The organism is Methylobacterium phyllostachyos (assembly GCF_900103445.1).
GTDB classification, from domain to species: domain Bacteria; phylum Pseudomonadota; class Alphaproteobacteria; order Rhizobiales; family Beijerinckiaceae; genus Methylobacterium; species Methylobacterium phyllostachyos.
The window spans coordinates 84861-105361 of record NZ_FNHS01000011.1; the positions used below are offsets into that span (position 1 = coordinate 84861).

A 20501-nucleotide genomic window follows, 5' to 3' on the forward strand; every position below is an offset into this window, starting at 1 on the left:
GATGGCAGACGACCTGATCCGCTACGATCTTCTGGTACAGGACGCCCTGCGCGGCGTCGTGCGCAAGGTGCTGACCGACGCGGCCCGCGAGGGGCTGATGGGCGAGCACCATTTCTACGTCTCGTTCCGAACGGAGGCGCCCGGCGTGCGGATGTCGCAGGCCCTGCGCGAGAAGTACCCGCAGGATATGACGATCGTCCTGCAGCACCAGTTCTGGGACCTCAACGTCACCGAGCACGCCTTCGAGGTCGGCCTGTCCTTCTCGGGCGTGCCGGAGCGGCTGCTGGTGCCGTTCGACGCCCTGTCGGGCTTCTTTGACCCCTCCGTGCAGTTCGGCCTGAAGTTCGACCTCAGCGAGGCCGGCGAGGCGCCCGAGGAGGCGAACGCCGCCCCGGCCAAGGCCGGCCCGCGCGGCGCGGGTTCCGAGCCCGGCGAGGTCCGGCCCAAGAGTGCCGGTGTCGCCACGATCGGTGCGGCCGCACCGAAGGGCCTGCCGGCGCCCGCGGCGGCGAGCGACAAGGGCTCGCCCAAGCCGGACGAGAAGGCATCTCGCCCCGCCGCCAAGAAGGAGGGGGAGGAGGCCGGCGCCGAAGTCGTGAGCCTGGACGCGTTCCGTAAGAAGAGCTGAATTCTTCCGAGGCCGAATCGACGGCCCGGGGGGTTCAAGGGTGGATGAAGGGATCGCGCAGGCGGGTCTGTCGGCGGGCGAGCGGAAGCACCGCGCCAAGCGCTTCAACGAGGGGCTGAAGCTGGCTGCGACTTTGCTGAACTCGTCGGCCATTGCCACGATCGGCATTGCGGTCATCAATCCCCTCGCGCAACGCCATTTCGATCTGCTCGCCGACGGCGGTTGGACTTTGCTGTTGGCAGCAATCGTCCTACATCTGATGGGTCAGCTCTTGATCAGATTCCTACGTCCGGAGGATTGATCGCATGACCCAAGCTTATGCCAATCAGATCCTCGGGCTCGCCCTTGCCATGTCGGCGACATTCTTCGTCGGTGTCTGGATCGCGAGCCGGATCTACGACCGCAAGACCCGCCAGTTAGAGGCGCGTCGGGGCGATTAACGGCCGCAGTCGCAGGTACGGACGGCCAAACGCCTCATCTGGGACCATCTCGACGAGCCGCGCCGATCGTCCAGTAGTGCCCTCACAAACGGACAGTCCTGGGACGATCACGGGCTCAGCAATTTGACGAACGCGGCGCCCGCGCCAAAGAATGCGGCCGCCATGCCAGCAAAAGCGATGGAGAGCGGCGCCAAGACGCGGTCTCGACCGAGCTTCAGTGTCTCGGCGTGCAGCTTCGCCGCCTTGGCCTGGAGCTTGGTCTGCTCGTCGATCAGCTTACGCTGCTCGGCGACGAACTTTTCCGTCTCCGCATTGGAGCGCAGGACGCGGGCAACCTGCTCGGCGTAGTCCAGCGTTGCGGGAGCAGCGGTATCGGCCATCGCGATTCGTGCCTGATTCCAGCCGGGGCGACTCACGTGCGCGCGTCAGCAATGTGAGAACGCCCGGGTCCCCGTCAACTCGCTCACGCCCGTCCCTCGGCCTCCATGCGCAACCCGTGCTCGGGCCGCAGCGTCACCCGGTGCAGCGGCGTGACCGGGGGGTGATCGGCCGGCAGGTGGAACCGCACCGCCCGCACGATATGCGCCAGCAGGATCACCGCCTCCTGCACCGAAAAACTCTGCCCGATGCAGACCCGCGGCCCCGCCCCGAACGGCAGGTAGGTGAAGCGCGCGATGCTGTCGCGGTTCTCGGGCAGGAACCGCTCCGGCACGAAGGCTTCGGGATCGTCCCACAGCAGCTCGTGGCGGTGGAGCACCCAGGGGGCCACCATCACCAGCGAGCCCCGCGGCACCTTGATCCGGCCGAACCGATCGTCCCGCACGGCCTGCCGGCTGAGGAACGGCACTGGCGGGAACAGGCGCATCGCCTCCTCGATCACCGCCCGCGTGTAGGGCAGCCGCTCCACGGCAAAGTCGCCGGGCCCGGCGGCGTCGACCTCGGCCTCGAGCCGGGCCTGGGCGGCGGGATCCTGCGACAGGCAGTACAGCGTCCAGGTCAGGGAATTGGCGGTGGTTTCATGACCGGCCGCGATGAAGGTGACGATGTTGGCCTTCACGGCGAGGTCCGAGAGGCCGGTACCGGTCTCGGGGTCCTGCGCGGCGAGCAGCAGCGTCAGCAGATCCCGTGGCGCCTCGCCCTGCGCCATCAGCGCCTTACGCCGGGCGATCAGTGCGTCGACCACCTCGGCGAAGAAGCGCCCGGCCGGGCGCGCCCGCAGGCGGCCGATCCGCGGCACGAAATCCGGCACGCCGAACACGTCGAGCGGGTCGATCGGCCCCACCGCCTCCAGGAAGCGCGTGATGGCGCGCCCCAAAGCGTCCGGATCGCTCGGCAAGCCGTGCGTAAAAATCGTCCGCTCCAGCACGTCCAGCGTGACGCGGGTCATCTCCAAGGCGACATCGACCTGTTTGCCGGCCCGGCGGGCGAGGCGCCGGCCGAGGCGCGCGCCGGCGGCGTTCATCGCGTCGGAAAAGCCCTGGACCGTGCGGGCGTTGAAGATCGGCGCCAGTGTCCGACGCTGGAGCCGCCACTCGTCACCCTCGGCGCTGAGCAGGCCGTTGCCGAGCCCGGGGGCCAGCACCCGGCGCTGGAGATCGTCCTTGCGGTAATTCTCGGCCTTCTCGATCAGCACGGAGCGAATCAGCGCCGGGTCGCTCACCAGGGTGATCCGGCCCATCGCGCCCTCGGCCGCCACCACCGGCAACTTGAAATGCACGTCCATCCAGGTGGTGATCGGGTTCTTCCGCGCCGCCCGCAGGAACTCGAACAGGCCGAGCGGCTCCTTCAGCGGAGGCGGCACGGTCGGGCGGAACCGGGTGGCGGGCTCGGGCAGGTCGATCGTCGCGCTCATCGGCTCCTTGTCCGGCGGGAACAGAGCCCCGCCCTTGTCGGTGCGCCGGCCCAAACCGGCATCGCGATTCACCCGCGCCTCATTTAAGTAGGCACCGCACTGCACCAGACGTAGAGGCCACGATGTCGCCCACCGAGACCGCCACCCGCACCGAGTCCGATACCTTCGGTCCGATTGAGGTTCCGGCGCATCGCTACTGGGGCGCGCAGACGCAGCGCTCGATCCAGAACTTCAAGATCGGCACCGACCGGATGCCGGCGCCGCTGGTGCACGCGCTGGGCCTCGTGAAGCAGGCCGCGGCCCTGGTGAACAAGGATCTCGGCGCCCTGGAGCCGAAGCTCGCCGACGCCATCGCGGCCGCGGCCGCCGAGGTGGTGGATGGTCGCTACGACGACGAGTTCCCGCTGGTCATCTACCAGACCGGCTCGGGCACGCAGTCCAACATGAACGCCAACGAGGTGATCGCGAGCCTCGCCAACGAGCGGCTGGGTGGTCAGCGCGGCGGCAAGTCGCCGGTCCACCCGAACGACCATTGCAACCGCGGCCAGTCCTCGAACGACACCTTCCCGACCGCCATGCACATCGCGGTGGCCCGCGAGATCCAGGGCCGCCTGCTGCCGGCGCTCTCCCACCTGCACGGGGCGCTCGACGCCAAGGCCAAGGCGTTCGAATCGATCGTCAAGATCGGCCGCACGCACCTGCAGGACGCGACGCCGGTCTCCCTCGGCCAGGAATTCTCGGGCTACGCCGCGCAGGTCGCGCTCGGCGGCTCGCGGGTCGCCGCGACCCTGCCGGGAGTCCTGGCGCTCGCCCAGGGCGGCACCGCGGTCGGCACCGGTCTGAACGCCCATCCGGAATTCGCCGAGCGCTTCGCCGCCAAGGTCGCGGAGCTGACCGGCCTGCCCTTCACCTCGGCCGAGAACAAGTTCGAGGCGCTGGCCACTCATGACGCCCTGGTGTTCACACAGGGCGCGCTGGGCGCCCTCGCCGCCGGCCTGTTCAAGATCGCCCAGGACATCCGCTTCCTCGGCTCGGGCCCGCGCTCGGGCCTCGGCGAGCTGTCGCTGCCCGAGAACGAGCCCGGCTCCTCGATCATGCCCGGCAAGGTCAACCCGACCCAGTGCGAGGCCCTGACGATGGTCTGCGCCCAGGTGATCGGCAACGGCACCACGGTGAGCTTCGCCGGCTCCCAGGGCAATTTCGAGCTCAACGTGTTCAAGCCGGTGATCGCCAACGCGGTGCTGCAGTCGATCCGCCTGCTGGCCGATGCGGCGATCAGCTTCACCGACAATTGCGTGGTCGGCATCAAGGCCAATGAGGACAAGATCGCCGACCTGATGAGCCGGTCGCTCATGCTGGTGACCGCGCTCGCCCCGTCGATCGGCTACGACAAGGCCGCCGAGATCGCCAAGACCGCGCACAAGAACGGGACGACCCTCAAGCAGGAGGCGCTGCGCCTCGGCTACGTGACCGAGGAGGAGTTCGAGCGCGTGGTCCGGCCGGAGACCATGCTGGCCCCCAGCGCCGATTGATGCTTTTGGGACTTGGCCCGGCGCGGGTCCGCTCGCGTCGGCTTTGGGAGGCGATCCATGGCCGAGATCATCAACCTGCGTCAGGTCCGCAAGGCGAAGGTCCGGGCGGCTGAGGACGCGAAGGCCGAGTCGAACCGGATCGCCTTCGGCCAGCCGAAGAAGGCCAAGACCCTCCAGCAGCGGCGCAAGGCCCTGGAGACCGAGCGCCACGAGGGCCACCGGCTCGAGCGGGGCGATTTGGATTCTTCCGAATGAGAGCGAACGCCAACGGGATGGGACGGCCCGGCCGTCTTTGCGAGCAGAGCGAAGCAACCCAGGAGCGCCACGCTGGCCCAGGTTGCGCTGCCCTGGATTGCTTCGCTCCGCTCGCCAAGACGGGGCGCGCCGTCTCGGCATGAGGGCCGGCCTCACCAAGCACTCTGTGATGATCGCCGGCCACCGCACCAGCGTATCCCTTGAGGATCCGTTCTGGGCGGCTCTGCGCGAGGTCGCGGAGGCGCGGGGCCAGTCAGTCCAGGCGCTGATCGGAGCAATCGATGCCGGACGCGGCGGTCAGAACCTGTCCTCGGCGATCCGGGTGTTCGTGCTGGAAGCCGTGCGCGCGCCGCCGATCCAGCAAATGTGACCGCGCACCGGGTTGACCTTCCGGCTTGCCGCATCTTGTGACATCTGCGCGACAGAACCACGCAGGACTTGCGACTCATGACCACACGCGAACCGCTGCTCAAGCCCGTCCCGATCGCGGAGCTGCGGCCGACCCAGATGACCGTGGGCTACCGGGAGGTGGCGGAGAAGCGCCGCCGCTGGCGCGCCTATGACGGCGAGAAGAAGCGGGAATTCCTCGGCGCGCATCAGATTCCGACGGTGCTGGGCCCCAAGAAGCGCCACTACGTCGTCGATCATCATCACCTCTCCCGCGCCCTGCTGGAGGAGGGCGTCAAGGACGTGCTGGTGACCGTGATCGCCGACCTGCACCATCTCGAGAAGGATGCCTTCTGGACGGTCTGCGACCACAAATCGTGGGTCTATCCCTACGATGCCGACGGGGTGCGGCGCGATTTCAAGGATCTTCCGAAGGCGATCACCGATCTGGCGGACGATCCCTTCCGGAGCCTCGCGGGCGAGTTGCGCCGGGCCGGCGGCTTCGCGAAGGACACGACGCCGTTCAGCGAGTTCCTGTGGGCGGACTTCCTCCGGCGCAACATCAAGGAGAAGCGCGTCGAGCACGACTTCTCGGCCGCCCTGGAGAAGGCCATGGCGCTGGCCAAGTCCAAGGAGGCCGGCTACCTCCCGGGTTGGTGCGGCCCGTCGGAGGGCTGATCAGATTCCCCAGTAAGGCGCCGCGTCGTAGTAGCGGTGGATCTGCTCCTCCCAGGCACCGTCCGTGGCAGGATCGGTGCCCTCGGGGGTGCGGGCCGGAGCGGCGCGGAGTTGCTCCTCCGGGATGTCGAGCACATAGGCGTCCTGCCGGGGCTCGAACCGCAGCACCGACCAGGGCAGGGTATAGAAATCCTCGCCGAGGCCCAGGAAGCCGCCGAAGCTCATCACCGCGTAGGCGACCCGGCCGGAGGCCTTGTCGAGCATCAGGCGCTCGATTCGGCCGATCCGGGTCCCATCCGGCCGGCGGATATCGGTGCCGATTACCCGGTCGCTGGCGATCAGGCGGCGGGGATCGCGCGTGGCGGGTTGGCCGGTTGCCGTCATGGTCGCCTCCCGATGTGCATGGTCGTCTCCCGATATGACGGTGACGTCTGCCCGAAAAACGCCCCGGGCGGGGGCCACGTTCCGGCGTGCGCCCGCGCGCCCTCTCATCCGGACGAACAGCCCCGCATGCCGCGCCTCCCCTCGCCTGTTTCCCCGCTCCTCGCCAGGAGCCTCGCGCTGGCCGCGCTGCTCCTGCCCGCCGTCGCCCAGGCCCAGGACCGCGGCAGCGTCAGCCCGAAACCTCTGCCGCCCCTGGAGCACCCGGACGCGCCCTCGACCCCCGCCAAGGCGCTGTTCGGCCGCGTCACGAAGGCCACCGCGGGTCCGGCCCATATCTACGGGTTCTACGCCAAGGGCTGTTTCGCGGGCGGCGAGGCGCTGCCTCTGGACGGGCCGAACTGGCAGGTCATGCGCCCGTCCCGCAACCGGATGTGGGGCACGCCCTACCTCGTCGATTTCGTCGAGCGGCTGTCGCAGAAGGCCGCGCGGGTCGGCTGGCCGGGCCTGCTCGTCGGCGACATGGCCCAGCCCCGGGGCGGCCCGATGATCACCGGCCATGCCTCGCACCAGATCGGCATCGATGCCGACGTCTGGCTGACGCCGATGCCCGACCACCGCATGAGCCGGGCGGAGCGCGAGGAGACCTCGGCCACCGACATGGTCCGGCCCGACCGCCTCGACATCGACCCGGAGGTCTGGACGCCGACGCACCTGCAATTGATCAAGCTCACCGCCGAGCAGCCGGAAGTAGAGCGCATCTTCGTCAACGCGGCGATCAAGAAGGCGCTCTGCCGCGACGCCGCCGGCAGCCGCTGGATGTCCAAGGTGCGCCCGATGTACGGGCACAATTACCACTACCATATCCGGCTCGCCTGCCCGGCCGGCCAGGAGGATTGCCAGCCGCAGGCCCCGCCCCCCGGCGGCGACGGTTGCGACGACCTCGGCTACTGGTTCTCGGACGCGGTGCTGCATCCGAAGCCTCCGAAGGTGCCGCCGAAGCCCAAGCCCGCCATGACGATGGCGGCGCTGCCGGCCGCCTGCCGGGCGGTGCTGAAGGCGCCGTGAGGCGATCGGGGGCGGTTCACGAACCCGCGCGATGTGCTAACGCCCCAGGATGCCCCGCTGGCTCTTCCTCATCCTCGTCACCGCCGTCGCCCTCTCGGTGCTCGGCAGCGTGCTGATCGTGCTGCGCAGCCCGAACAGCACGCCGCAACTCGGCGGCCCTGTCTCCGCCCCGGCGGCGCCGGGCATGCCGCCCAAGCCCGGCGGGAGGCCAGAAGAAGCACCCGGCGGCAGCTCGGAAGGAGCATCCGGCGGCAGCCGGTAAGGAACCCCCGGCGGCACGTCCTGAAACCAATCAGGCCGCGACGCCGGTCCCGACCGGGCAGCTGACGCCGGTGCCGCCCAGGCCGCAATAGCCGCCCGGGTTCTTGGCCAGGTATTGCTGGTGGTAGCCTTCCGCGAAGTAGAACTGCTCCAGCGGCTTGATCTCCGTGGTGATGTCCGGGAAGCCTCGCGCCCGCAGCGCCTCGGCATAGGCCTCGCGCACGGCGCGGGCGGTCTCTTCCTGGACGGGCCCGTTCGTGTAGATACCGGAACGGTACTGCGTGCCGACATCGTTGCCCTGGCGCATGCCCTGGGTCGGGTCGTGGCTCTCGAAGAAGGTCCGCAGCACCGCATCCAGCGGCAGCACTGCCGGGTCGAAGGCCACCAGCACGACCTCGTTGTGGCCGGTCTGACCGGTGCAGACCTCCTCGTAGGTCGGGTTCGGGGTGTAGCCGCCGGCATAGCCCACGGCGGTCACGAACACGCCTTCGGGCAGTTGCCAGAACCGGCGCTCGGCGCCCCAGAAGCAGCCGAGCCCGAGGGCGATCGTCTCGGTGCCGGGCGGATAGGGACCTTTGAGCGGGTTGCCGTTGACGTAATGGGTCTCGGCCGTGGGAAGCGGCGTCGGGCGCCCCGGCAGGGCCTCGGCGGGGCCCGGCATCTCGGGGCGCTTGCGGAACAGGAACATCGGCTTGCCCTCGGTCTCCAACAGATGTGTCCCATATGGAGTCGCATCGGGCCGCGAGAAAGCTTGGGGCCATCGTCCCGAAAACCGGAACGGCCCGATGCGCGCCGTCATCGTCCTGGCATCATCCCGATCCTGGATCGCGGTTCGCGCTCAGGGCTTCGTCAGGAAGCCGATCGGCTCGCGGCCCGGCTGGCCGAGCCAGAGCAGAACCGCGCCGAGGACCAGCCCGATCAGGGAGGCCGGCGCCAGGGTGAGCGGCAGGCCCAGCACGTGCCAGAGCCAGGGTGCCGCCCCCTCGACGCTGCCCTGCAGGGCGCCGGCCCGGTCCTTGAACAGGGTGGCGATCACCTCGGAGAGCGGCGTGACCCGCAGGCCGTTATTGGCGATGGAGCGGGCACCGTCATAGACCAAGGCGACGAAGCCGCCGGCCAGCAGCAGGAAGCCCAGGACGCGGACCAGAAAGCGGATCATCGCGGACGTCTTCGAAGCCTCATGCGCGCCTGGCCGGCGCCCGGCCCGGAGTATGGGTCCCGGCCGCCGGGCGCAAGCGCCGGCAACCCGCGGTTGCCGGTCCGGGGAGCACGTGTCACAGGGCGTCGGGCGGCGGCGGGCCGTACGGGAACGGTCGGCCTTGGACGCGCGCGCGACGACACACCACCTCGGCCTTGTGATCTTCGATTGCGACGGCGTCCTGATCGACAGCGAGCCTCTCAGCCTCGCCTGCCTCACAACCGGCCTCAACCGGATCGGCGTGGCGATCGACCTTGCCACCGTGCGGGCGCGCTTCACCGGTACGTCCATGCCGTCGATCATGGCGCATATCGCCCGGGATTACGGGGTCACGGCGCCCGACGGCTTCGTGGAGACGGTCAAGGCCGAGACCCTGGCGCTGTTCGATACCGAGTTGCAGGCGATGCGCGGCGTCGCCGAAGCGGTCGCGGCGCTTGGCCTGCCGGCCTGCGTGGCGTCGAGCAGCGACCCGGTGCGGCTGCGCCATTCCCTGACGTTGACGGGGCTGCTGCCGCTGTTCGGCGCGCATGTCTTCTCCTCGGCACAGGTGAAGCGGGGCAAGCCCTTCCCGGACCTGTTCCTGTTCGCGGCCGAGCGCATGGGGGTCCCGCCCGGGGCGTGTCTGGTCGTCGAGGACAGCGTGCCCGGGGTCACAGCGGCCCGGAGCGCGGGCATGCGGGTCGCCGGTTTCACCGGCGGCGGTCACTGGGGCCACGATCCCGCGGGATCGGACTTGGTGCGCGCCGGCGCGGCCCGGATCTTTTCGGATTTTTCCGACCTCGCGACCATTATCGCCGAGGCCTGAAGAATCCCGCCTCCGCCGGGCCCGGCCGGAACCGTACCGTGCCAGACGCGATCGGAAAAACGGAAATCGCTTCCGTTGACGGGCCGCGGCCATACCTCCATCTTCAGTGGTGCCGCCACGGGACGGTTCCCGCCGCGGTCGCGGTCATTTGAGAAGCGTAGCTTGCGCCGCGTCATCAAACGCTAAAGCACTGCGACGGCCTTGTGCGCCGCGCGGTCCTTCAGTCTGGAGGACATCCGATGTCGAACCGACTGCCTTTCGACGCCCCCATATCCCTTAACGCGCCCTGCTCCCGCGCCCCATGGCGGCGCTGTCGACGCTAGCCCGCCGACCATCATGCAGCAGTCATCGCGATCCGGCATGGCTTCACGCCAGCCCAGGGAGCCTCACGTGCCATGGACAGTCTCTACACAGAGCTGAAACCCGACGACCGCCTCGCAGGCGCCGATCCGGCCCTTGTCTCCGCGCCAACCCGGAACGAACCGCCACGGGTGATCGAGATCGGCGAGGTCACGGCCGGAATCGCCGTGCCGGAGGGGCGCGGCGTGCGGTTCTTCTCGTCGGCCCGCGATTTCGACGGGCTCGACGGCGCCGTGTTCCGCACCGCCGAGCAGGCGGCCCGCGCGGCCCGCGCGCGCATCCGTGCCCGGGCCCCGGCTGAGACCGGACCGGACCGGGCCCGGCTGCGCCGCGCCTGACCGGCCCACGGAAAGCCACTCCGCCGCGGTCTTCGCCGCCGCGGCGGAGGGTGGAGCCTTCGCCGCGATCGACCTAGCGGGCGCATTCCTCGCGGGTGCGCTTCATGGCCTCGGCGAAACCGCCCAGCGCGTATTCGTCGCTCGTCGGGTTGCCGCGCAGCGACGTGGTCTTGATGATGAGCTTCGGGTTGCGGGCGCTCATCTCGGAGACGACCCGCGCCTCCTCGGCCGGGTTCTGCAGCCACGCATTGCCGTCCTTCACCACGAGTCCGTACCGGCTGGCGCCGAGATTGAGGCTCGGGTCGGTGGGTGCGGCAGCCGAGCCGGGCTTGACCTGGGCGGCTGCGGGCTTCGACGGGAAGCCCAGCATCACCGCCACCTCGTTCTGCACGTTCTCGCCCTTGCGCACGCTCACGAACAGGTAAGCGGTGTCGCGCTTCAGCGTCTTGGGCGAGCGCGCCTGCGGCTGCGCGATGGCGTAGCAGAGCTTGTTGCGGCCATCGCCGTTCACGAACACGTTCCAGTCGCCGAAGATCGCCACCGGCGTAGCCTGCTGCATGCCTGGGGGCGTCGCCGCCTTCTTCTCGTGACGGCTCGGCCGCTGGCGGCCGCGCCGGCGGCCGCGCTGAGCCGGGGCCGCATCGTCAGCGCTCGTATCAGGCGCGGCCTCCTGCGCCTGGGCGACCGTGGCGGACAGCCCGGTTGCGCCGACGAGATCTCCGACGAAACCGGTGACGAGGCCGGATGAGAGCAGCACGAGGGCTCCGACCGGGAGCAGGCGTGGAACGCGGACCATCTTCACTTCCTGACGACGGGCAGCCCTCTTGAGGGCCACACCGGGGTGCAGGATTAGTGAAGCTTGCGTAAAGCGTCGGCAAGATGGCGAGACGGCGCCATCCGCGTCAGATCGCGCGTGCTTCCGCAGCCTGGGCGGCGATCACCGCCACCGGCGCCGTGACCGGTTCGACAGCCTCCCCGAGGGGGGACGGCACCGCGTTCGGCTGGGCCGGTGCGGCGCGTTTGCGGGGCGGATCGTTGTATGGGGTGTTGTAGCCCTTGCGCACGGCAAACCAATAGGCCTCCCGGGTCAGGCCCGAGCCGGTCAAGGCGGCATCAATCATCGCTGTTGCCCGTGCCGCGAGATCCGGCACCTCTTCCGGATTCAGCCAACTCTCGACAGGCATCCTGCGCACTCCGTTTCACACGGCGAAGCTTCTAGCGGGGCGGACTTAGCCAGAGGGTGAACGCGCGGCTTGAGCGATGGTTGCGCCGCACAATTTTCTTCGACGCCTGTGGGTAAGCGGGATGGCGTCCACGCCGGATGGGGGTGTTCCGGGACCAGCGCCGCGCGCCGGCTGGTCACCATCGCATTGCGGACGGGACGAAGGGGCATCCGGACATATCCGTGAACTGCCCTGCTGCTTGGATCCTCCGCGCCAGAGCGGCCCGGACAGATCCAGCCAAGTCAAACATCTGCCAAAGATGGCGTTTTCTACTTTCAGATGACGCCATAATATCTTGTGGTCTGTCTTTTTCGACTTGCCAACCCGGCATCGATGCGGGATCATTTCTTCGCCGCATCGTCTGATTCTCCCCATCAATACAGGGCCGCTCCCACGGGCGGTGGAGCCGCCATGGTCGGAGCCGTGTCCAGGGTGCCGCCGATCCCGCGCTACGGGACGGTGGCAAGGGAGCCGGCTCCCGGCGAGCGCCAAGCACGGGTTCAGGACGACGCCCGGATCGACCCTGCCCTGGAAGCCGTGCGCCGCGCGCGGCGGGCCGAGATGGAGACCCTGCTCGCCAGCATGGCCTCCGCTCCGCCGGCCACCCGCGCCATGGCGGCCCATACCCTGCAGGAAGCGGAGCGGAAGCTCGTGCGGCTCAAGGCGGAGGCCCGGGTGGCGGCGGCCTCTGGTGACCGTAAGGCCGCCCGCCTGATCGCCCGGGATCTGGCCGTGATCGCCCGCGCGATCGCCGACGCCGCTCAGGACTACGCCGTCGCGGAGGCGCAGCCGGACGTCGTATCGCCCGCCCTGGCCAGGGCCGCCGCGCGGATGAATGCCGCCTCTCCGGCCAGGGCCGGAGAGGCGGTCGACGCTGAGGCGCTGGTTGGCGAAGCCGCTTCGGCCGCCGCCGAGGTGACGCAGGCCGCGTCGGAACCGGACGGGCCGGACACGGCAAGGCCGGAGCAGGCCGAGGCCGATAGCGGGAGCCGAGACGTTCAACGGCCGGCGGACCCAGGTCCCGCGCCAGACAGCGCTGCCCCACCCGCATCGGGGGCCCCGCGCGACGAGGACATCCTGGTCAAAGCCCACAGGCTGTTCGAAGAGGCCGTGGATCTGCTGCACGCAATGGCGGCGCTGATCAGCGAGCGGCCAGCCCGGGCAGGCCATGCCGAGCCAGTCGAGCCGATCCCGGTCTGGCCCTTGGGAACTCTTTCTGCCTCCGTGAGCGCGGCGTGGCCGGCCGCATCTCACGGTCGATGAACGATCAGCGCGAAGCCTTCCTCCGACGCGGCTAGATCCCGGCGCCGGAGGATTTGGGCAGCGCGATCAGGCCAGCCGCTCGATCCAGCTCTGCGCCTGCTGACGCACGTTCTCGGGCGCGGTGCCGCCGTAGCTGGTGCGGCTCGCCACCGAGTTCGCGACGCCGAGCACCGCGTAGACCGCCTCGGTGATGCGCGGCTCGGCTTCCTGCATCTCGGGTAATGACAGCTCCTCTAGCCCGACCCCCTTGGCGGAGGCCGCACCCACGAGGCGGCCGGTGACGTGGTGCGCCTGCCGGAACGGCAGGCCGAGTTCACGCACCAGCCAGTCGGCGAGGTCGGTGGCGGTGGCGTAGCCGGAGCCGGCGGCTTGGGCGAGCACCTCGGCGTTGGGTTCCAGATCCTTCACCATGCCGGTGAGGGCGGCAAGGCACAGGGACAGCGCCTGGAGGGCGTCGAACGTACCCTCCTTGTCCTCCTGCATGTCCTTCGAATAGGCGAGCGGCAGGCCCTTCATCACGATGAGAAGGCCAGTGAGTGCGCCGATGATCCGGCCGCTCTTGGCCCGCACCAGCTCGGCGGCGTCGGGGTTGCGCTTCTGCGGCATGATCGACGAGCCGGTGGTGAACCCGTCCGACAGCCGCACGAAGTTGAACTGGGCCGAAGTCCAGACCACCAGCTCCTCGGCGAAGCGCGAGAGATGCACGGCGCAGATCGAGGCCGCTGCCAGGGACTCCAGGGCGAAGTCGCGGTCGGCCACCGAATCGAGGGAATTGGCGGTCGGCCGGTCGAAGCCCAGCGCCGAAGCGGTGGCGTGCCGGTCGATCGGGAAGGACGTGCCGGCGAGCGCCGCGGCGCCGAGCGGGCACTCGTTGAGCCGCGCCCGGGCGTCGCGGAACCGGCCCCGGTCGCGGGCCAGCATCTCGACATAGGCGAGGCAATGGTGGCCGAAGGTCACCGGCTGGGCGGATTGCAGATGGGTGAAGCCCGGCATCACGGTATCGGCGTGCTTCAGCGACTTCTGGCTAAGCGCCCGCTGCAGGTCGGCGGCCTGCTGGTCGAGGGAGTCGAGGGTGTCGCGCACCCAGAGCTTCATATCGGTGGCGACCTGATCGTTGCGCGAGCGCGCCGTGTGCAGGCGCCCGGCGGCGGGGCCGACGATCTCGGTCAGCCGGCTCTCCACCGACATGTGGATGTCTTCGAGCTCGCGCTTGAACGTGAAGCTCCCGGCCTCGATCTCGTCGCGCACGGACTTGAGCCCGGCCTCGATCGCGGCCACATCCTCAGCCGGCAGGATGCCGGCTTGGCCGAGCATCGCCACATGCGCCAGCGAGCCGCGGATATCCTGGGGCGCGAGGCGCTTGTCGAATCCGATGGAGGCGTTGATCTCCTCCATGATCTCCGCCGGGCCGCTCGCGAAGCGGCCGCCCCACATCCGGTTGCTCATGTCGATCCTTCCGCGCCCTGAACGTCCCGGCAGGCAAACCTGATGCCCAGCCGCACACCCATCCTGGCCGGCGCGGGGCTCGCCGCGCTCGCCGTCCTCGGGATCGCCCTATACGGGAGCGGTCTCCTGCCCGGCAACACGGGCGGCGCCCTTCAGCCCTGCGCCGCCGCCAAGCCGGCCCTCGCCCGGGTCGATGCCGCCGCCAAGGGCGAGGTCGCCGCCATGCAGGCGCCGGTGCAGGCCCGGCCCGCCCCCGAGATCCGGTTCAAGGGTCCGGACGGGGCCGAGACCGGGCTCGCCGACCTCAAGGGGAAGCTGCTGCTGGTCAATCTCTGGGCGACGTGGTGCGCCCCCTGCAAGGCCGAGATGCCGGCGCTCGACCACCTTCAGGCCCAGCTCGGCGGGCCGGATTTCCAGGTGGTCGCCATCAACGTCGACACCCGCAACTTGGAGAAGCCGCCGGAATGGCTGAAGCAGGCCGGCATCCGCGACCTCGCCTTCTATGCCGATCCGGGCGGGCGTGTGCTTCCGGCGATCCAGCGCGACACCCAATCGCCCGGCCTGCCCACCACGATGCTGATCGACGCGCAGGGCTGCACCATCGGGGTGATGAAGGGGCCGGCGGCATGGTCGAGCCCGGATGGGCTGGCGCTGATCCGCGCGGCGCTAGGGCGGACGTCGTGAAGGGCGGAAGGCCCTAAAAGCCGACGCGCGTCTTGCGCAGGGGCTTGAGCGTGATGAAGCGGGCCGGATGCAGGCCCGGTCGGGCATCGATCTGCCAGACGGTCCGAACCTGCGCCGAGATCCCGCCGGGACATCGCATCGGCCCCTCGAAGTGATAGCGCAGGCCGTGGAGCACGGCGTAGGCTCGCACCAAGGTCTGCGGTGTCGGGTGTTCGATGAGCGCCGTCATGAGCGTCACCGGATCATCGAGGGTGAAGCCGACGCTAAGGAGGAACGCGCATTTCGCCCCGCCATCCTCGTGCTTCGGATCGAGCAGGTAGCGGCGGACCTTGTCGTCATCGACCCGGAATTGCGCCGGGTAGCCGATGGCATCGCTCAACCTTCGGCGCGCTCCACAAGGGCGAGCTGATTCGGGGCAATAGCCGCGAGTGCCTCGACCGGTCGCGTGAACTCGACGTCGAAGGCAGCGCCCCCGTTCCAGACCGCAACGATGGTGCCCGTGCTGCCCGCAGGTACAGGTTCGCCATCCTCACCAACGGTGTCGGTGAGGGTTCGAACCCGGTCGAGTTCCCGGAACAGAGCTCCTGTCGGCGCCCGGTCCTCAGCGGGACGGCTGTCGACCACCAGCGAGAGCAGCCGGTCTGACATGCTCTGAAGATACAGGAGGCTCGCCAGACCTCGCAAGGCGCCGGACGGTCGCTGGTAATGCCGGAAGCGCGTGCCCTCAACGCTTGCCCCTGCCTCCAATGCGCGGCAAGTCCTGCCGCGATGACATCACATTCCAGAGACAGCACCCCGCCGAGGCGCGGCCCGCGCCCCCTCTCGGCCATCCGCACGCTGCTCGCCAGTGAGGCGGCGGGCGGGCTGATCCTGATGGGCGCGGCGGCGCTCGCCCTCGTCGTCGCCAACGGGCCCTTCGCCGAGACCTACGCGCAAGCGCTCCACGCCGCCCTCGGGCCGATGAGCGTGCAGCACTGGATCAACGACGGGTTGATGGCCGCGTTCTTTCTGCTGGTCGGCCTGGAGATCAAGCGCGAGGCCCTCGACGGGCGGTTGCGCACCTGGCCGGACCGGATGCTGCCCGGCTTCGCGGCGCTCGGCGGCATGGCGGTGCCGGCCGGGGTCTACGCCCTCGCCAATCTCGGGTCCCCGACCCTGCGGGGCTGGGCGATCCCGGCCGCCACCGACATCGCCTTCGCACTCGGCGTCCTGGCCCTCCTCGGGTCCCGGGCGCCGGTCTCGCTCAAGATCTTTCTCAGCGCGGTGGCGATCATCGACGACCTCGGCGCCGTACTGGTGATCGCGCTGTTCTACAGTTCCGGCCTCGACCTCACGATGCTGGGGCTGGCCGCCTTGGTGGTCGCCGGCCTCTACGGCCTCAACAGAACCGGCGTGACGTGGCTTCCGGCCTATCTGATGCTCGGCCTCGTGCTCTGGGTGCTCGTGCTGCGCTCCGGGATCCACGCGACGATCGCGGGCGTGCTGCTGGCGCTCACCATCCCGATCCGGGTCAGCCCGGGGCGGCCGGAGGACGTGCAGTCGCCGCTCCACCGGCTGGAGCATGCGCTGGCCCCCTGGACCACCTATCTCGTCGTGCCGGTCTTCGGCTTTGCCAACGCGGGCGTGAACCTGACCGGCCTGAGTGCCGACGCGCTGCTCCAGCCCGTGACGCTCGGCATCGCGGCGGGCCTGTTCGTCGGGAAGCAGGCCGGCGTGTTCGCGAGCCTGCGGCTCGCCGTCGCACTCCGCCTTGGGCAGCGCCCGGCCGGGGCGGGCTGGGGGCAGGTCTACGGTGTTGCCGTGCTCTGCGGCATCGGCTTCACCATGAGCCTGTTCATCGGCGGCCTCGCCTTCGCGGATCCGCAGCACGAGACCACCGTGAAGCTCGGCGTGCTCGCGGGCTCCGCCCTATCGGGGCTCGCCGGTGCGGCGATTCTCCTCCTCGCCCGGCCTCGTGTCGCGAGGGCCTGAACCCGCCCGGCCGACCTCGGCTTCGCCGCACGCGGCGAAATGCGCTACCCCGCTTGCGTATGCGCTTCTATCTCGGCCTCGCCACCACCTTCCACGATCCCGCCCTGGCCCTGGTCGGCCCCGACGGGACCCTGCTGTTCGCCGAGGCCGCGGAGCGCCACCTCCAGTACAAGCGCGCGCCGAACTGCGAGCCGGACGCCCCGTCCCAGATGGCCGCGCTTCTGAAGGCGCACGTGCCGCCGGGCTCGGAACTCATCATCGCGTCCACCTGGGGCCCGCAATTCACCGACTTCCTGCGGGGCCAGGCCGGGGCCGGCGCCTTCGACCTGATGGCGCTGTCCGCCCACACCACCGCGCTCAACCGCTCCTTCGTGCCCGAGCAGGCCGAGCGGGTCTTCATCGCCGACCTCCACGGCGCGCAGGAGCGGGCCGGTCATGGCACCCTGCTGGCGCTCAACCAGGAGGCGCGGATCACCGGCGCGGCCCCCCGGGCGACGATCACCGGGCAGCGGCGCTACCCGCACCACCTCTGCCACGCCGCCTACGGCCTCTTGGGCAGCCCCTTTACCGACGCCACCGCCCTCGTGGTCGACGGCATGGGCGAGACCGGCGCGGCCGCGATCTACCGGCTGGAGGATGGCCGGATCAGCGAGCTGCGCCGCCATCGCGGGCGCGGGTCGCTCGGCTTCCTGTACGGGCTGATTACCGACCTCGCAGGCTTCGATCAGGTGAAGGGCGAGGAATGGAAGATCATGGGGCTCGCCCCCTACGGCCGACCCGATCCGGACCTCGCTGCGCTCCTCGGGCGCCTCTGCACCGTGGAAGACGGCCGGCTGCGCTACGCCGATGCGGAGACGATCCGGGCGGTCGCCGAAGAGATCCGCGCCCGCCGCCCGGCCGATGCCCTGGAGAACGGCTGGCCCGCCCTCGCCCGCTGCGGCCAGGATCTTTTTGGGGTTCTCATGAACGCCCTGGTGGCGGAGGCCTACGCGCTGGCGCCCTCCGAAAACCTCGTGATCGCCGGCGGCTGTGGGCTGAATTCGTCCTACAATGGCCGCGTGCTAAGCCAGTCCGGGTTCCGGCGGCTGCACGTCCCCTCGGCCCCGGCCGACGACGGCAACGCGGTCGGCGCGGCCTGGCTCGCCTATGCGGAAGACCATCCCGACTGGGCCGGTCCGCCATCGGCGCAGCGCCCGCTCACGCCCTATCTCGGCTTGCGGGTCTCGACCGCCCCCATGGAGCGGCTCGCCGAGCAGGAGCCCCGCGCCAAACGGGTCGGTCACACGGAGGCGACGCAGGCGGCGGCGCGGATCCTGGCGGAGGGCGGCCTCGTCGGCTGGGTGCAGGGGCGGGCCGAGTTCGGCCCCCGGGCGCTCGGCAACCGCTCGATCCTGGCCGACCCGCGGCCGGAGGGCGCCAAGGACGCGCTCAACGCCAAGGTGAAGTACCGGGAAGCCTTCCGGCCCTTCGCGCCCTCGATCCTGGCGGAGGCCGGGCCGGACTGGTTCGAGGACTATGCCGACAGCCCCTACATGGAGCGTACCCTGGTCTGGCGGGAGGCGGTCCGCGCCCGCGTGCCGGCGGTGGTCCACGCAGACGGCACCGGCCGGCTCCAGAGTGTCACGGCGGAGCGCAACCCCGCCTATGCGGCCCTGATCGCGGCCTTCGCCGAGATCACAGGCGTGCCGATCCTGCTCAACACCAGCTTCAACGTGATGGGCAAGCCGATCCTCCACAGCGCGGAGGATGCGATCCTGATGTTCTACACCACCGGCCTCGACGCCCTCGTGGTCGAGGACTGGCTCGTGGTGAAATGAGATGCGCCGCGCCCGGGAGGGACGCGGCGCGCGGTTTGGTGCTGCGGGCGGTGCGAAAACCTTATTCGCAGACCTCGACGCGGCGGTAGGTGAACTCGCCGTCGCCGAGCCACTCCTTGCGGCGCTCGTAGTGGCAGATCGGGCCGCGGCGCTCGCGGATCACGACGGGCTCAGGCTCTTCGACCAGGACGCGGCGCGGGCGGTACTCCGGCGGCGGGGGCGGCGGCGGATTGTTGGCGCCGTTGATGAGAGCGCTGCCCACGACACCGCCGACCACGCCGGCCGCGAGGCCGCCGACGATCGCGCCGGTCTGGTCGCGGGCGGTGGCTGGGGCGACGGCCCCGAGCACCAGGGTCGCCGCGAGGGCGACGGCCCCGGCGCGGATTAGCGTGAAGGAACCGGTGAAGGACACGCGAAATATCTCCCGTTCGTGTTGAGGTTGATCCAACACCGGGAGGATTAAAAATCCCCGAAGCCGCGCGGTTCGATCGCGTGTGGGATCCGACTCGATCACGGGCGGGTGCCGCGGAGGCGGAGTGTGTTCCCCTCCGGGCCGGCCGGCCTTACGGCGCCGTGTTTATTTGGCCTTGTCGGCGATGCCCTTCAGGCCTGCGTCGTAAACGCCCGCGATGGCCTCCTCGGCCTTGGCATCGGGGGCGCCCTTGGCCTTGAACGTCCCCTTCCAGGTCACCTTGGAGCCGCTGCCGGCCTTCGCGACCATGATGGTCGAATGGTAATCCGTGACGGGGAGCGGGCCCTCCAGGATCGTGTAGGTGTAGTCCATCTTCTTGTCGCTGCGGGACTCTTCTTCCTCGACGATCGTCCCGCCGCCCTTCAAGCTCAGCGTCCGGACCTCCTTGCCGCCCTTCTTGGACAGGACGCATTTCTCGATCACCGGGTGCCAGTCGCCGATCCCACAGAACCCGCCAATGGTCTTCCACACGGCCTCAGGCGACGCGGCGACGTCCACCGACTTGGTGACTTCGAGGGCCCAGGCCGGCCCCGCCACACCGACGCAGATCGCGGCGGCAGCCAACAGCACAGACTTCATCAGACGCTCCCTAGCCCGCGGCGCTCTCTGGTGCGGCGCGCGAGTCAGGGACAAACCGAGAGCGTGGGCGGCACGTTGCAAGTTCGACTTTAGTCCATGATTCGGCATCCCTGCTGGGTTTGCAGGCGAAGCGGCTCTCACAGCAGCCCGTCGAGGCTTTCGACCACACTTGACGGGGCGAGGTCGGCGTATTCCTCCGGCAGGCCCTTGCGGTTCACCCAGGCGGTGCGGAACCCGAAAGCGGCGGCCCCAGCCACGTCCCACCGGTTCGAGGAACAGAACAGGACGTCTCCGGCCCCGACCGCCAGCCGGGTCAGGGCGCTCCGGTAGGCATCGGGATGGGTCTTGAACACCTGCGCGTCGTCCACCGACAGGACCGCGTCGAGGTGATCGGCGAGCCCCGCCGAGGCCACCGCCCGGTCGACCATGGCGGCGTTGCCGTTGGTGAGGATCGCGGTGCGGATCCCGCGCTTGCGTAAGGAAGCCAGCACGCCCGGCACCTCCGGATAGGCATCGAGGTCGCGGTAGGCGTCGAGGAGGCGCTCCCGCAGGCCGGGATCGACCTTCGGGTGGAGCGCGAGCGCGTAGTCGAGGGCCCGCACGGTGAGGTCCCAGAAGGCGGCGTAGCGGCCCATCAGCGCCAGGGTCCAGCTGTATTCGAGCTGCTTGTTGCGCCAGACCTCGGAGAGATGGTCCGCATCCGGCCCCACCGCCTCGGCGTAGCGCTGGACCGCGGCGTTGACGTCGAACAGCGTGCCGTAGGCGTCGAACACGGCGGCCTTTACGCCCGCGAGCGATCCTGATGCGTCGGTCATGGCGGTCCTCTCTGGGTGCTCTCGCCCGATCTGGGGCTGGGACTGCGC

The 20501-nt window shown here is 69.8% G+C and carries 28 protein-coding genes; 15 read left to right on the forward strand and 13 right to left on the reverse strand.

All coding sequences use genetic code 11. From position 1 onward, the window contains the following. Position 1: 1 nt before the first annotated feature. From BLQ49_RS18320 to BLQ49_RS30640, 3 genes are read left to right on the forward strand one after another with little or no spacing between them, the layout of a single operon-like run. Positions 2–628 (forward strand): SspB family protein, encoded by a 627-nt coding sequence (locus tag BLQ49_RS18320; RefSeq protein ID WP_091718232.1) that lies wholly within the window; start codon positions 2–4, stop codon positions 626–628. A 40-nt stretch (positions 629–668) separates the two neighbouring features. Next, the gene (locus BLQ49_RS18325; protein WP_091718235.1) at positions 669–929 is read left to right on the forward strand and encodes a hypothetical protein; all 261 of its coding nucleotides are present in this window, start codon (positions 669–671) and stop codon (positions 927–929) included. A 4-nt stretch (positions 930–933) separates the two neighbouring features. After that, the gene (locus BLQ49_RS30640) at positions 934–1068 is read left to right on the forward strand and encodes a hypothetical protein (RefSeq protein WP_280140986.1); all 135 of its coding nucleotides are present in this window, start codon (positions 934–936) and stop codon (positions 1066–1068) included. Between the two features lie 107 nt (positions 1069–1175). On the opposite strand, the gene BLQ49_RS18330 is transcribed toward BLQ49_RS30640, so the two are convergent. Together BLQ49_RS18330 and BLQ49_RS18335 are read right to left on the reverse strand one after the other, a co-directional pair. Beyond that, positions 1176–1448: a hypothetical protein gene (locus BLQ49_RS18330; RefSeq protein WP_091718237.1), complete on the reverse strand. Its 273-nt coding sequence runs from the start codon at positions 1446–1448 to the stop codon at positions 1176–1178. A gap of 83 nt (positions 1449–1531) precedes the next feature. Further along, positions 1532–2920: a cytochrome P450 gene (locus BLQ49_RS18335; RefSeq protein WP_091718479.1), complete on the reverse strand. Its 1389-nt coding sequence runs from the start codon at positions 2918–2920 to the stop codon at positions 1532–1534. A gap of 122 nt (positions 2921–3042) precedes the next feature. Between BLQ49_RS18335 and fumC the strand changes: the two genes are divergently transcribed. The 4 genes from fumC to BLQ49_RS18355 all read left to right on the forward strand — a co-directional run bounded on the left by fumC (position 3043) and on the right by BLQ49_RS18355 (position 5772). After that, a complete protein-coding gene (gene fumC, locus BLQ49_RS18340; protein ID WP_091718239.1) occupies positions 3043–4452 on the forward strand; it encodes a class II fumarate hydratase in 1410 nt (469 codons plus the stop codon). A gap of 57 nt (positions 4453–4509) precedes the next feature. After that, a complete protein-coding gene (locus BLQ49_RS18345; RefSeq protein ID WP_091718241.1) occupies positions 4510–4707 on the forward strand; it encodes a DUF4169 family protein in 198 nt (65 codons plus the stop codon). Positions 4708–4846: 139 nt separating this feature from the next. Next, complete coding sequence (locus BLQ49_RS18350; protein WP_091718244.1) at positions 4847–5077, forward strand: ribbon-helix-helix domain-containing protein; 231 nt, start codon at positions 4847–4849, stop codon at positions 5075–5077. A 77-nt stretch (positions 5078–5154) separates the two neighbouring features. Then, positions 5155–5772: a ParB-like protein gene (locus tag BLQ49_RS18355; protein WP_091718247.1), complete on the forward strand. Its 618-nt coding sequence runs from the start codon at positions 5155–5157 to the stop codon at positions 5770–5772. Here BLQ49_RS18355 and BLQ49_RS18360 read toward each other — a convergent pair whose 3' ends face one another. Continuing rightward, positions 5773–6156 (reverse strand): PRC-barrel domain-containing protein, encoded by a 384-nt coding sequence (locus tag BLQ49_RS18360; RefSeq protein ID WP_091718249.1) that lies wholly within the window; start codon positions 6154–6156, stop codon positions 5773–5775. It lies immediately after the preceding gene. 126 nt (positions 6157–6282) lie between these two features. Between BLQ49_RS18360 and mepA the strand changes: the two genes are divergently transcribed. Then, positions 6283–7221: a penicillin-insensitive murein endopeptidase gene (mepA, locus tag BLQ49_RS18365; RefSeq protein ID WP_091718251.1), complete on the forward strand. Its 939-nt coding sequence runs from the start codon at positions 6283–6285 to the stop codon at positions 7219–7221. 49 nt (positions 7222–7270) lie between these two features. Further along, on the forward strand, positions 7271–7483 hold the full coding sequence (locus BLQ49_RS18370) for a hypothetical protein (protein WP_091718253.1): 213 nt from the start codon (positions 7271–7273) through the stop codon (positions 7481–7483). A gap of 30 nt (positions 7484–7513) precedes the next feature. Here BLQ49_RS18370 and msrA read toward each other — a convergent pair whose 3' ends face one another. After that, the gene (gene msrA / locus BLQ49_RS18375; RefSeq protein WP_091718481.1) at positions 7514–8170 is read right to left on the reverse strand and encodes a peptide-methionine (S)-S-oxide reductase MsrA; all 657 of its coding nucleotides are present in this window, start codon (positions 8168–8170) and stop codon (positions 7514–7516) included. Positions 8171–8320: 150 nt separating this feature from the next. Next, a complete protein-coding gene (locus BLQ49_RS18380; RefSeq protein WP_091718256.1) occupies positions 8321–8641 on the reverse strand; it encodes a PetM family of cytochrome b6f complex subunit 7 in 321 nt (106 codons plus the stop codon). Positions 8642–8801: 160 nt separating this feature from the next. Between BLQ49_RS18380 and BLQ49_RS18385 the strand changes: the two genes are divergently transcribed. Together BLQ49_RS18385 and BLQ49_RS18390 are read left to right on the forward strand one after the other, a co-directional pair. Next, positions 8802–9485: an HAD family hydrolase gene (locus BLQ49_RS18385; protein ID WP_091718258.1), complete on the forward strand. Its 684-nt coding sequence runs from the start codon at positions 8802–8804 to the stop codon at positions 9483–9485. A 395-nt stretch (positions 9486–9880) separates the two neighbouring features. Continuing rightward, positions 9881–10183: a hypothetical protein gene (locus tag BLQ49_RS18390; RefSeq protein ID WP_091718260.1), complete on the forward strand. Its 303-nt coding sequence runs from the start codon at positions 9881–9883 to the stop codon at positions 10181–10183. 73 nt (positions 10184–10256) lie between these two features. Here BLQ49_RS18390 and BLQ49_RS18395 read toward each other — a convergent pair whose 3' ends face one another. Together BLQ49_RS18395 and BLQ49_RS18400 are read right to left on the reverse strand one after the other, a co-directional pair. Continuing rightward, on the reverse strand, positions 10257–10979 hold the full coding sequence (locus BLQ49_RS18395) for an invasion associated locus b family protein (RefSeq protein WP_091718262.1): 723 nt from the start codon (positions 10977–10979) through the stop codon (positions 10257–10259). A gap of 106 nt (positions 10980–11085) precedes the next feature. After that, a complete protein-coding gene (locus BLQ49_RS18400) occupies positions 11086–11367 on the reverse strand; it encodes a hypothetical protein (RefSeq protein WP_091718264.1) in 282 nt (93 codons plus the stop codon). A gap of 450 nt (positions 11368–11817) precedes the next feature. Here BLQ49_RS18400 and BLQ49_RS18405 point away from each other — a divergent pair, with 450 nt between their 5' ends. Next, complete coding sequence (locus tag BLQ49_RS18405; RefSeq protein ID WP_091718267.1) at positions 11818–12669, forward strand: hypothetical protein; 852 nt, start codon at positions 11818–11820, stop codon at positions 12667–12669. A 66-nt stretch (positions 12670–12735) separates the two neighbouring features. Here the strand turns inward: BLQ49_RS18405 and argH are convergent, their stop codons facing one another. Further along, positions 12736–14115 carry an argininosuccinate lyase gene (gene argH, locus BLQ49_RS18410; RefSeq protein WP_091718270.1) on the reverse strand — a complete coding sequence of 460 codons (1380 nt, stop codon included), beginning with the start codon at positions 14113–14115 and terminating at the stop codon, positions 12736–12738. A 42-nt stretch (positions 14116–14157) separates the two neighbouring features. On the opposite strand from argH, the gene tlpA reads away from it, so the two are divergent. Next, positions 14158–14799, forward strand: coding sequence for a thiol:disulfide interchange protein TlpA (gene tlpA, locus BLQ49_RS18415; protein WP_091718272.1), 642 nt, complete (start codon positions 14158–14160; stop codon positions 14797–14799). A gap of 13 nt (positions 14800–14812) precedes the next feature. Here tlpA and BLQ49_RS18420 read toward each other — a convergent pair whose 3' ends face one another. Both BLQ49_RS18420 and BLQ49_RS18425 read right to left on the reverse strand, forming a co-directional pair. Next, positions 14813–15178 carry a DUF6883 domain-containing protein gene (locus BLQ49_RS18420; protein ID WP_091718274.1) on the reverse strand — a complete coding sequence of 122 codons (366 nt, stop codon included), beginning with the start codon at positions 15176–15178 and terminating at the stop codon, positions 14813–14815. Beyond that, a complete protein-coding gene (locus BLQ49_RS18425) occupies positions 15175–15447 on the reverse strand; it encodes a hypothetical protein (protein ID WP_091718483.1) in 273 nt (90 codons plus the stop codon). Before BLQ49_RS18425 ends, BLQ49_RS18420 begins: the two co-directional genes overlap by 4 nt. Positions 15448–15567: 120 nt before the next feature. On the opposite strand from BLQ49_RS18425, the gene nhaA reads away from it, so the two are divergent. Both nhaA and BLQ49_RS18435 read left to right on the forward strand, forming a co-directional pair. After that, positions 15568–16770: a Na+/H+ antiporter NhaA gene (gene nhaA, locus BLQ49_RS18430; RefSeq protein WP_091718276.1), complete on the forward strand. Its 1203-nt coding sequence runs from the start codon at positions 15568–15570 to the stop codon at positions 16768–16770. A gap of 59 nt (positions 16771–16829) precedes the next feature. Then, positions 16830–18587 (forward strand): carbamoyltransferase family protein, encoded by a 1758-nt coding sequence (locus BLQ49_RS18435; protein WP_091718278.1) that lies wholly within the window; start codon positions 16830–16832, stop codon positions 18585–18587. A gap of 61 nt (positions 18588–18648) precedes the next feature. On the opposite strand, the gene BLQ49_RS18440 is transcribed toward BLQ49_RS18435, so the two are convergent. The 3 genes from BLQ49_RS18440 to BLQ49_RS18450 form a co-directional block, all read right to left on the reverse strand. Further along, on the reverse strand, positions 18649–18999 hold the full coding sequence (locus BLQ49_RS18440; protein ID WP_091718279.1) for a hypothetical protein: 351 nt from the start codon (positions 18997–18999) through the stop codon (positions 18649–18651). A 165-nt stretch (positions 19000–19164) separates the two neighbouring features. Continuing rightward, entirely contained in the window at positions 19165–19638 is a 474-nt protein-coding gene (locus BLQ49_RS18445) for an SRPBCC family protein (protein ID WP_091718281.1), read from the reverse strand. Between the two features lie 137 nt (positions 19639–19775). Then, positions 19776–20453, reverse strand: coding sequence for a haloacid dehalogenase type II (locus BLQ49_RS18450; protein WP_091718283.1), 678 nt, complete (start codon positions 20451–20453; stop codon positions 19776–19778). Positions 20454–20501 lie beyond the last annotated feature (48 nt).

Coding starts and splice junctions, on each gene's coding strand:
- BLQ49_RS18435 (WP_091718278.1), top strand. CDS start 16,830: ATGCGCTTCTATCTCGGCCTCGCCACCACCTTCCACGATCCCGCCCTG.
- BLQ49_RS18370 (WP_091718253.1), top strand. CDS start 7,271: ATGCCCCGCTGGCTCTTCCTCATCCTCGTCACCGCCGTCGCCCTCTCG.
- BLQ49_RS18355 (WP_091718247.1), top strand. CDS start 5,155: ATGACCACACGCGAACCGCTGCTCAAGCCCGTCCCGATCGCGGAGCTG.
- mepA (WP_091718251.1), top strand. CDS start 6,283: ATGCCGCGCCTCCCCTCGCCTGTTTCCCCGCTCCTCGCCAGGAGCCTC.
- BLQ49_RS18330 (WP_091718237.1), bottom strand. CDS start 1,448: ATGGCCGATACCGCTGCTCCCGCAACGCTGGACTACGCCGAGCAGGTT.
- argH (WP_091718270.1), bottom strand. CDS start 14,115: ATGAGCAACCGGATGTGGGGCGGCCGCTTCGCGAGCGGCCCGGCGGAG.
- BLQ49_RS18405 (WP_091718267.1), top strand. CDS start 11,818: ATGGTCGGAGCCGTGTCCAGGGTGCCGCCGATCCCGCGCTACGGGACG.
- BLQ49_RS18335 (WP_091718479.1), bottom strand. CDS start 2,920: ATGAGCGCGACGATCGACCTGCCCGAGCCCGCCACCCGGTTCCGCCCG.
- fumC (WP_091718239.1), top strand. CDS start 3,043: ATGTCGCCCACCGAGACCGCCACCCGCACCGAGTCCGATACCTTCGGT.
- msrA (WP_091718481.1), bottom strand. CDS start 8,170: ATGTTCCTGTTCCGCAAGCGCCCCGAGATGCCGGGCCCCGCCGAGGCC.
- BLQ49_RS18400 (WP_091718264.1), bottom strand. CDS start 11,367: ATGCCTGTCGAGAGTTGGCTGAATCCGGAAGAGGTGCCGGATCTCGCG.
- BLQ49_RS30640 (WP_280140986.1), top strand. CDS start 934: ATGACCCAAGCTTATGCCAATCAGATCCTCGGGCTCGCCCTTGCCATG.
- BLQ49_RS18345 (WP_091718241.1), top strand. CDS start 4,510: ATGGCCGAGATCATCAACCTGCGTCAGGTCCGCAAGGCGAAGGTCCGG.
- BLQ49_RS18360 (WP_091718249.1), bottom strand. CDS start 6,156: ATGACGGCAACCGGCCAACCCGCCACGCGCGATCCCCGCCGCCTGATC.
- nhaA (WP_091718276.1), top strand. CDS start 15,568: ATGACATCACATTCCAGAGACAGCACCCCGCCGAGGCGCGGCCCGCGC.
- BLQ49_RS18390 (WP_091718260.1), top strand. CDS start 9,881: ATGGACAGTCTCTACACAGAGCTGAAACCCGACGACCGCCTCGCAGGC.
- BLQ49_RS18380 (WP_091718256.1), bottom strand. CDS start 8,641: ATGATCCGCTTTCTGGTCCGCGTCCTGGGCTTCCTGCTGCTGGCCGGC.
- BLQ49_RS18350 (WP_091718244.1), top strand. CDS start 4,847: ATGAGGGCCGGCCTCACCAAGCACTCTGTGATGATCGCCGGCCACCGC.
- tlpA (WP_091718272.1), top strand. CDS start 14,158: ATGCCCAGCCGCACACCCATCCTGGCCGGCGCGGGGCTCGCCGCGCTC.
- BLQ49_RS18450 (WP_091718283.1), bottom strand. CDS start 20,453: ATGACCGACGCATCAGGATCGCTCGCGGGCGTAAAGGCCGCCGTGTTC.
- BLQ49_RS18395 (WP_091718262.1), bottom strand. CDS start 10,979: ATGGTCCGCGTTCCACGCCTGCTCCCGGTCGGAGCCCTCGTGCTGCTC.
- BLQ49_RS18320 (WP_091718232.1), top strand. CDS start 2: ATGGCAGACGACCTGATCCGCTACGATCTTCTGGTACAGGACGCCCTG.
- BLQ49_RS18445 (WP_091718281.1), bottom strand. CDS start 19,638: ATGAAGTCTGTGCTGTTGGCTGCCGCCGCGATCTGCGTCGGTGTGGCG.
- BLQ49_RS18425 (WP_091718483.1), bottom strand. CDS start 15,447: ATGTCAGACCGGCTGCTCTCGCTGGTGGTCGACAGCCGTCCCGCTGAG.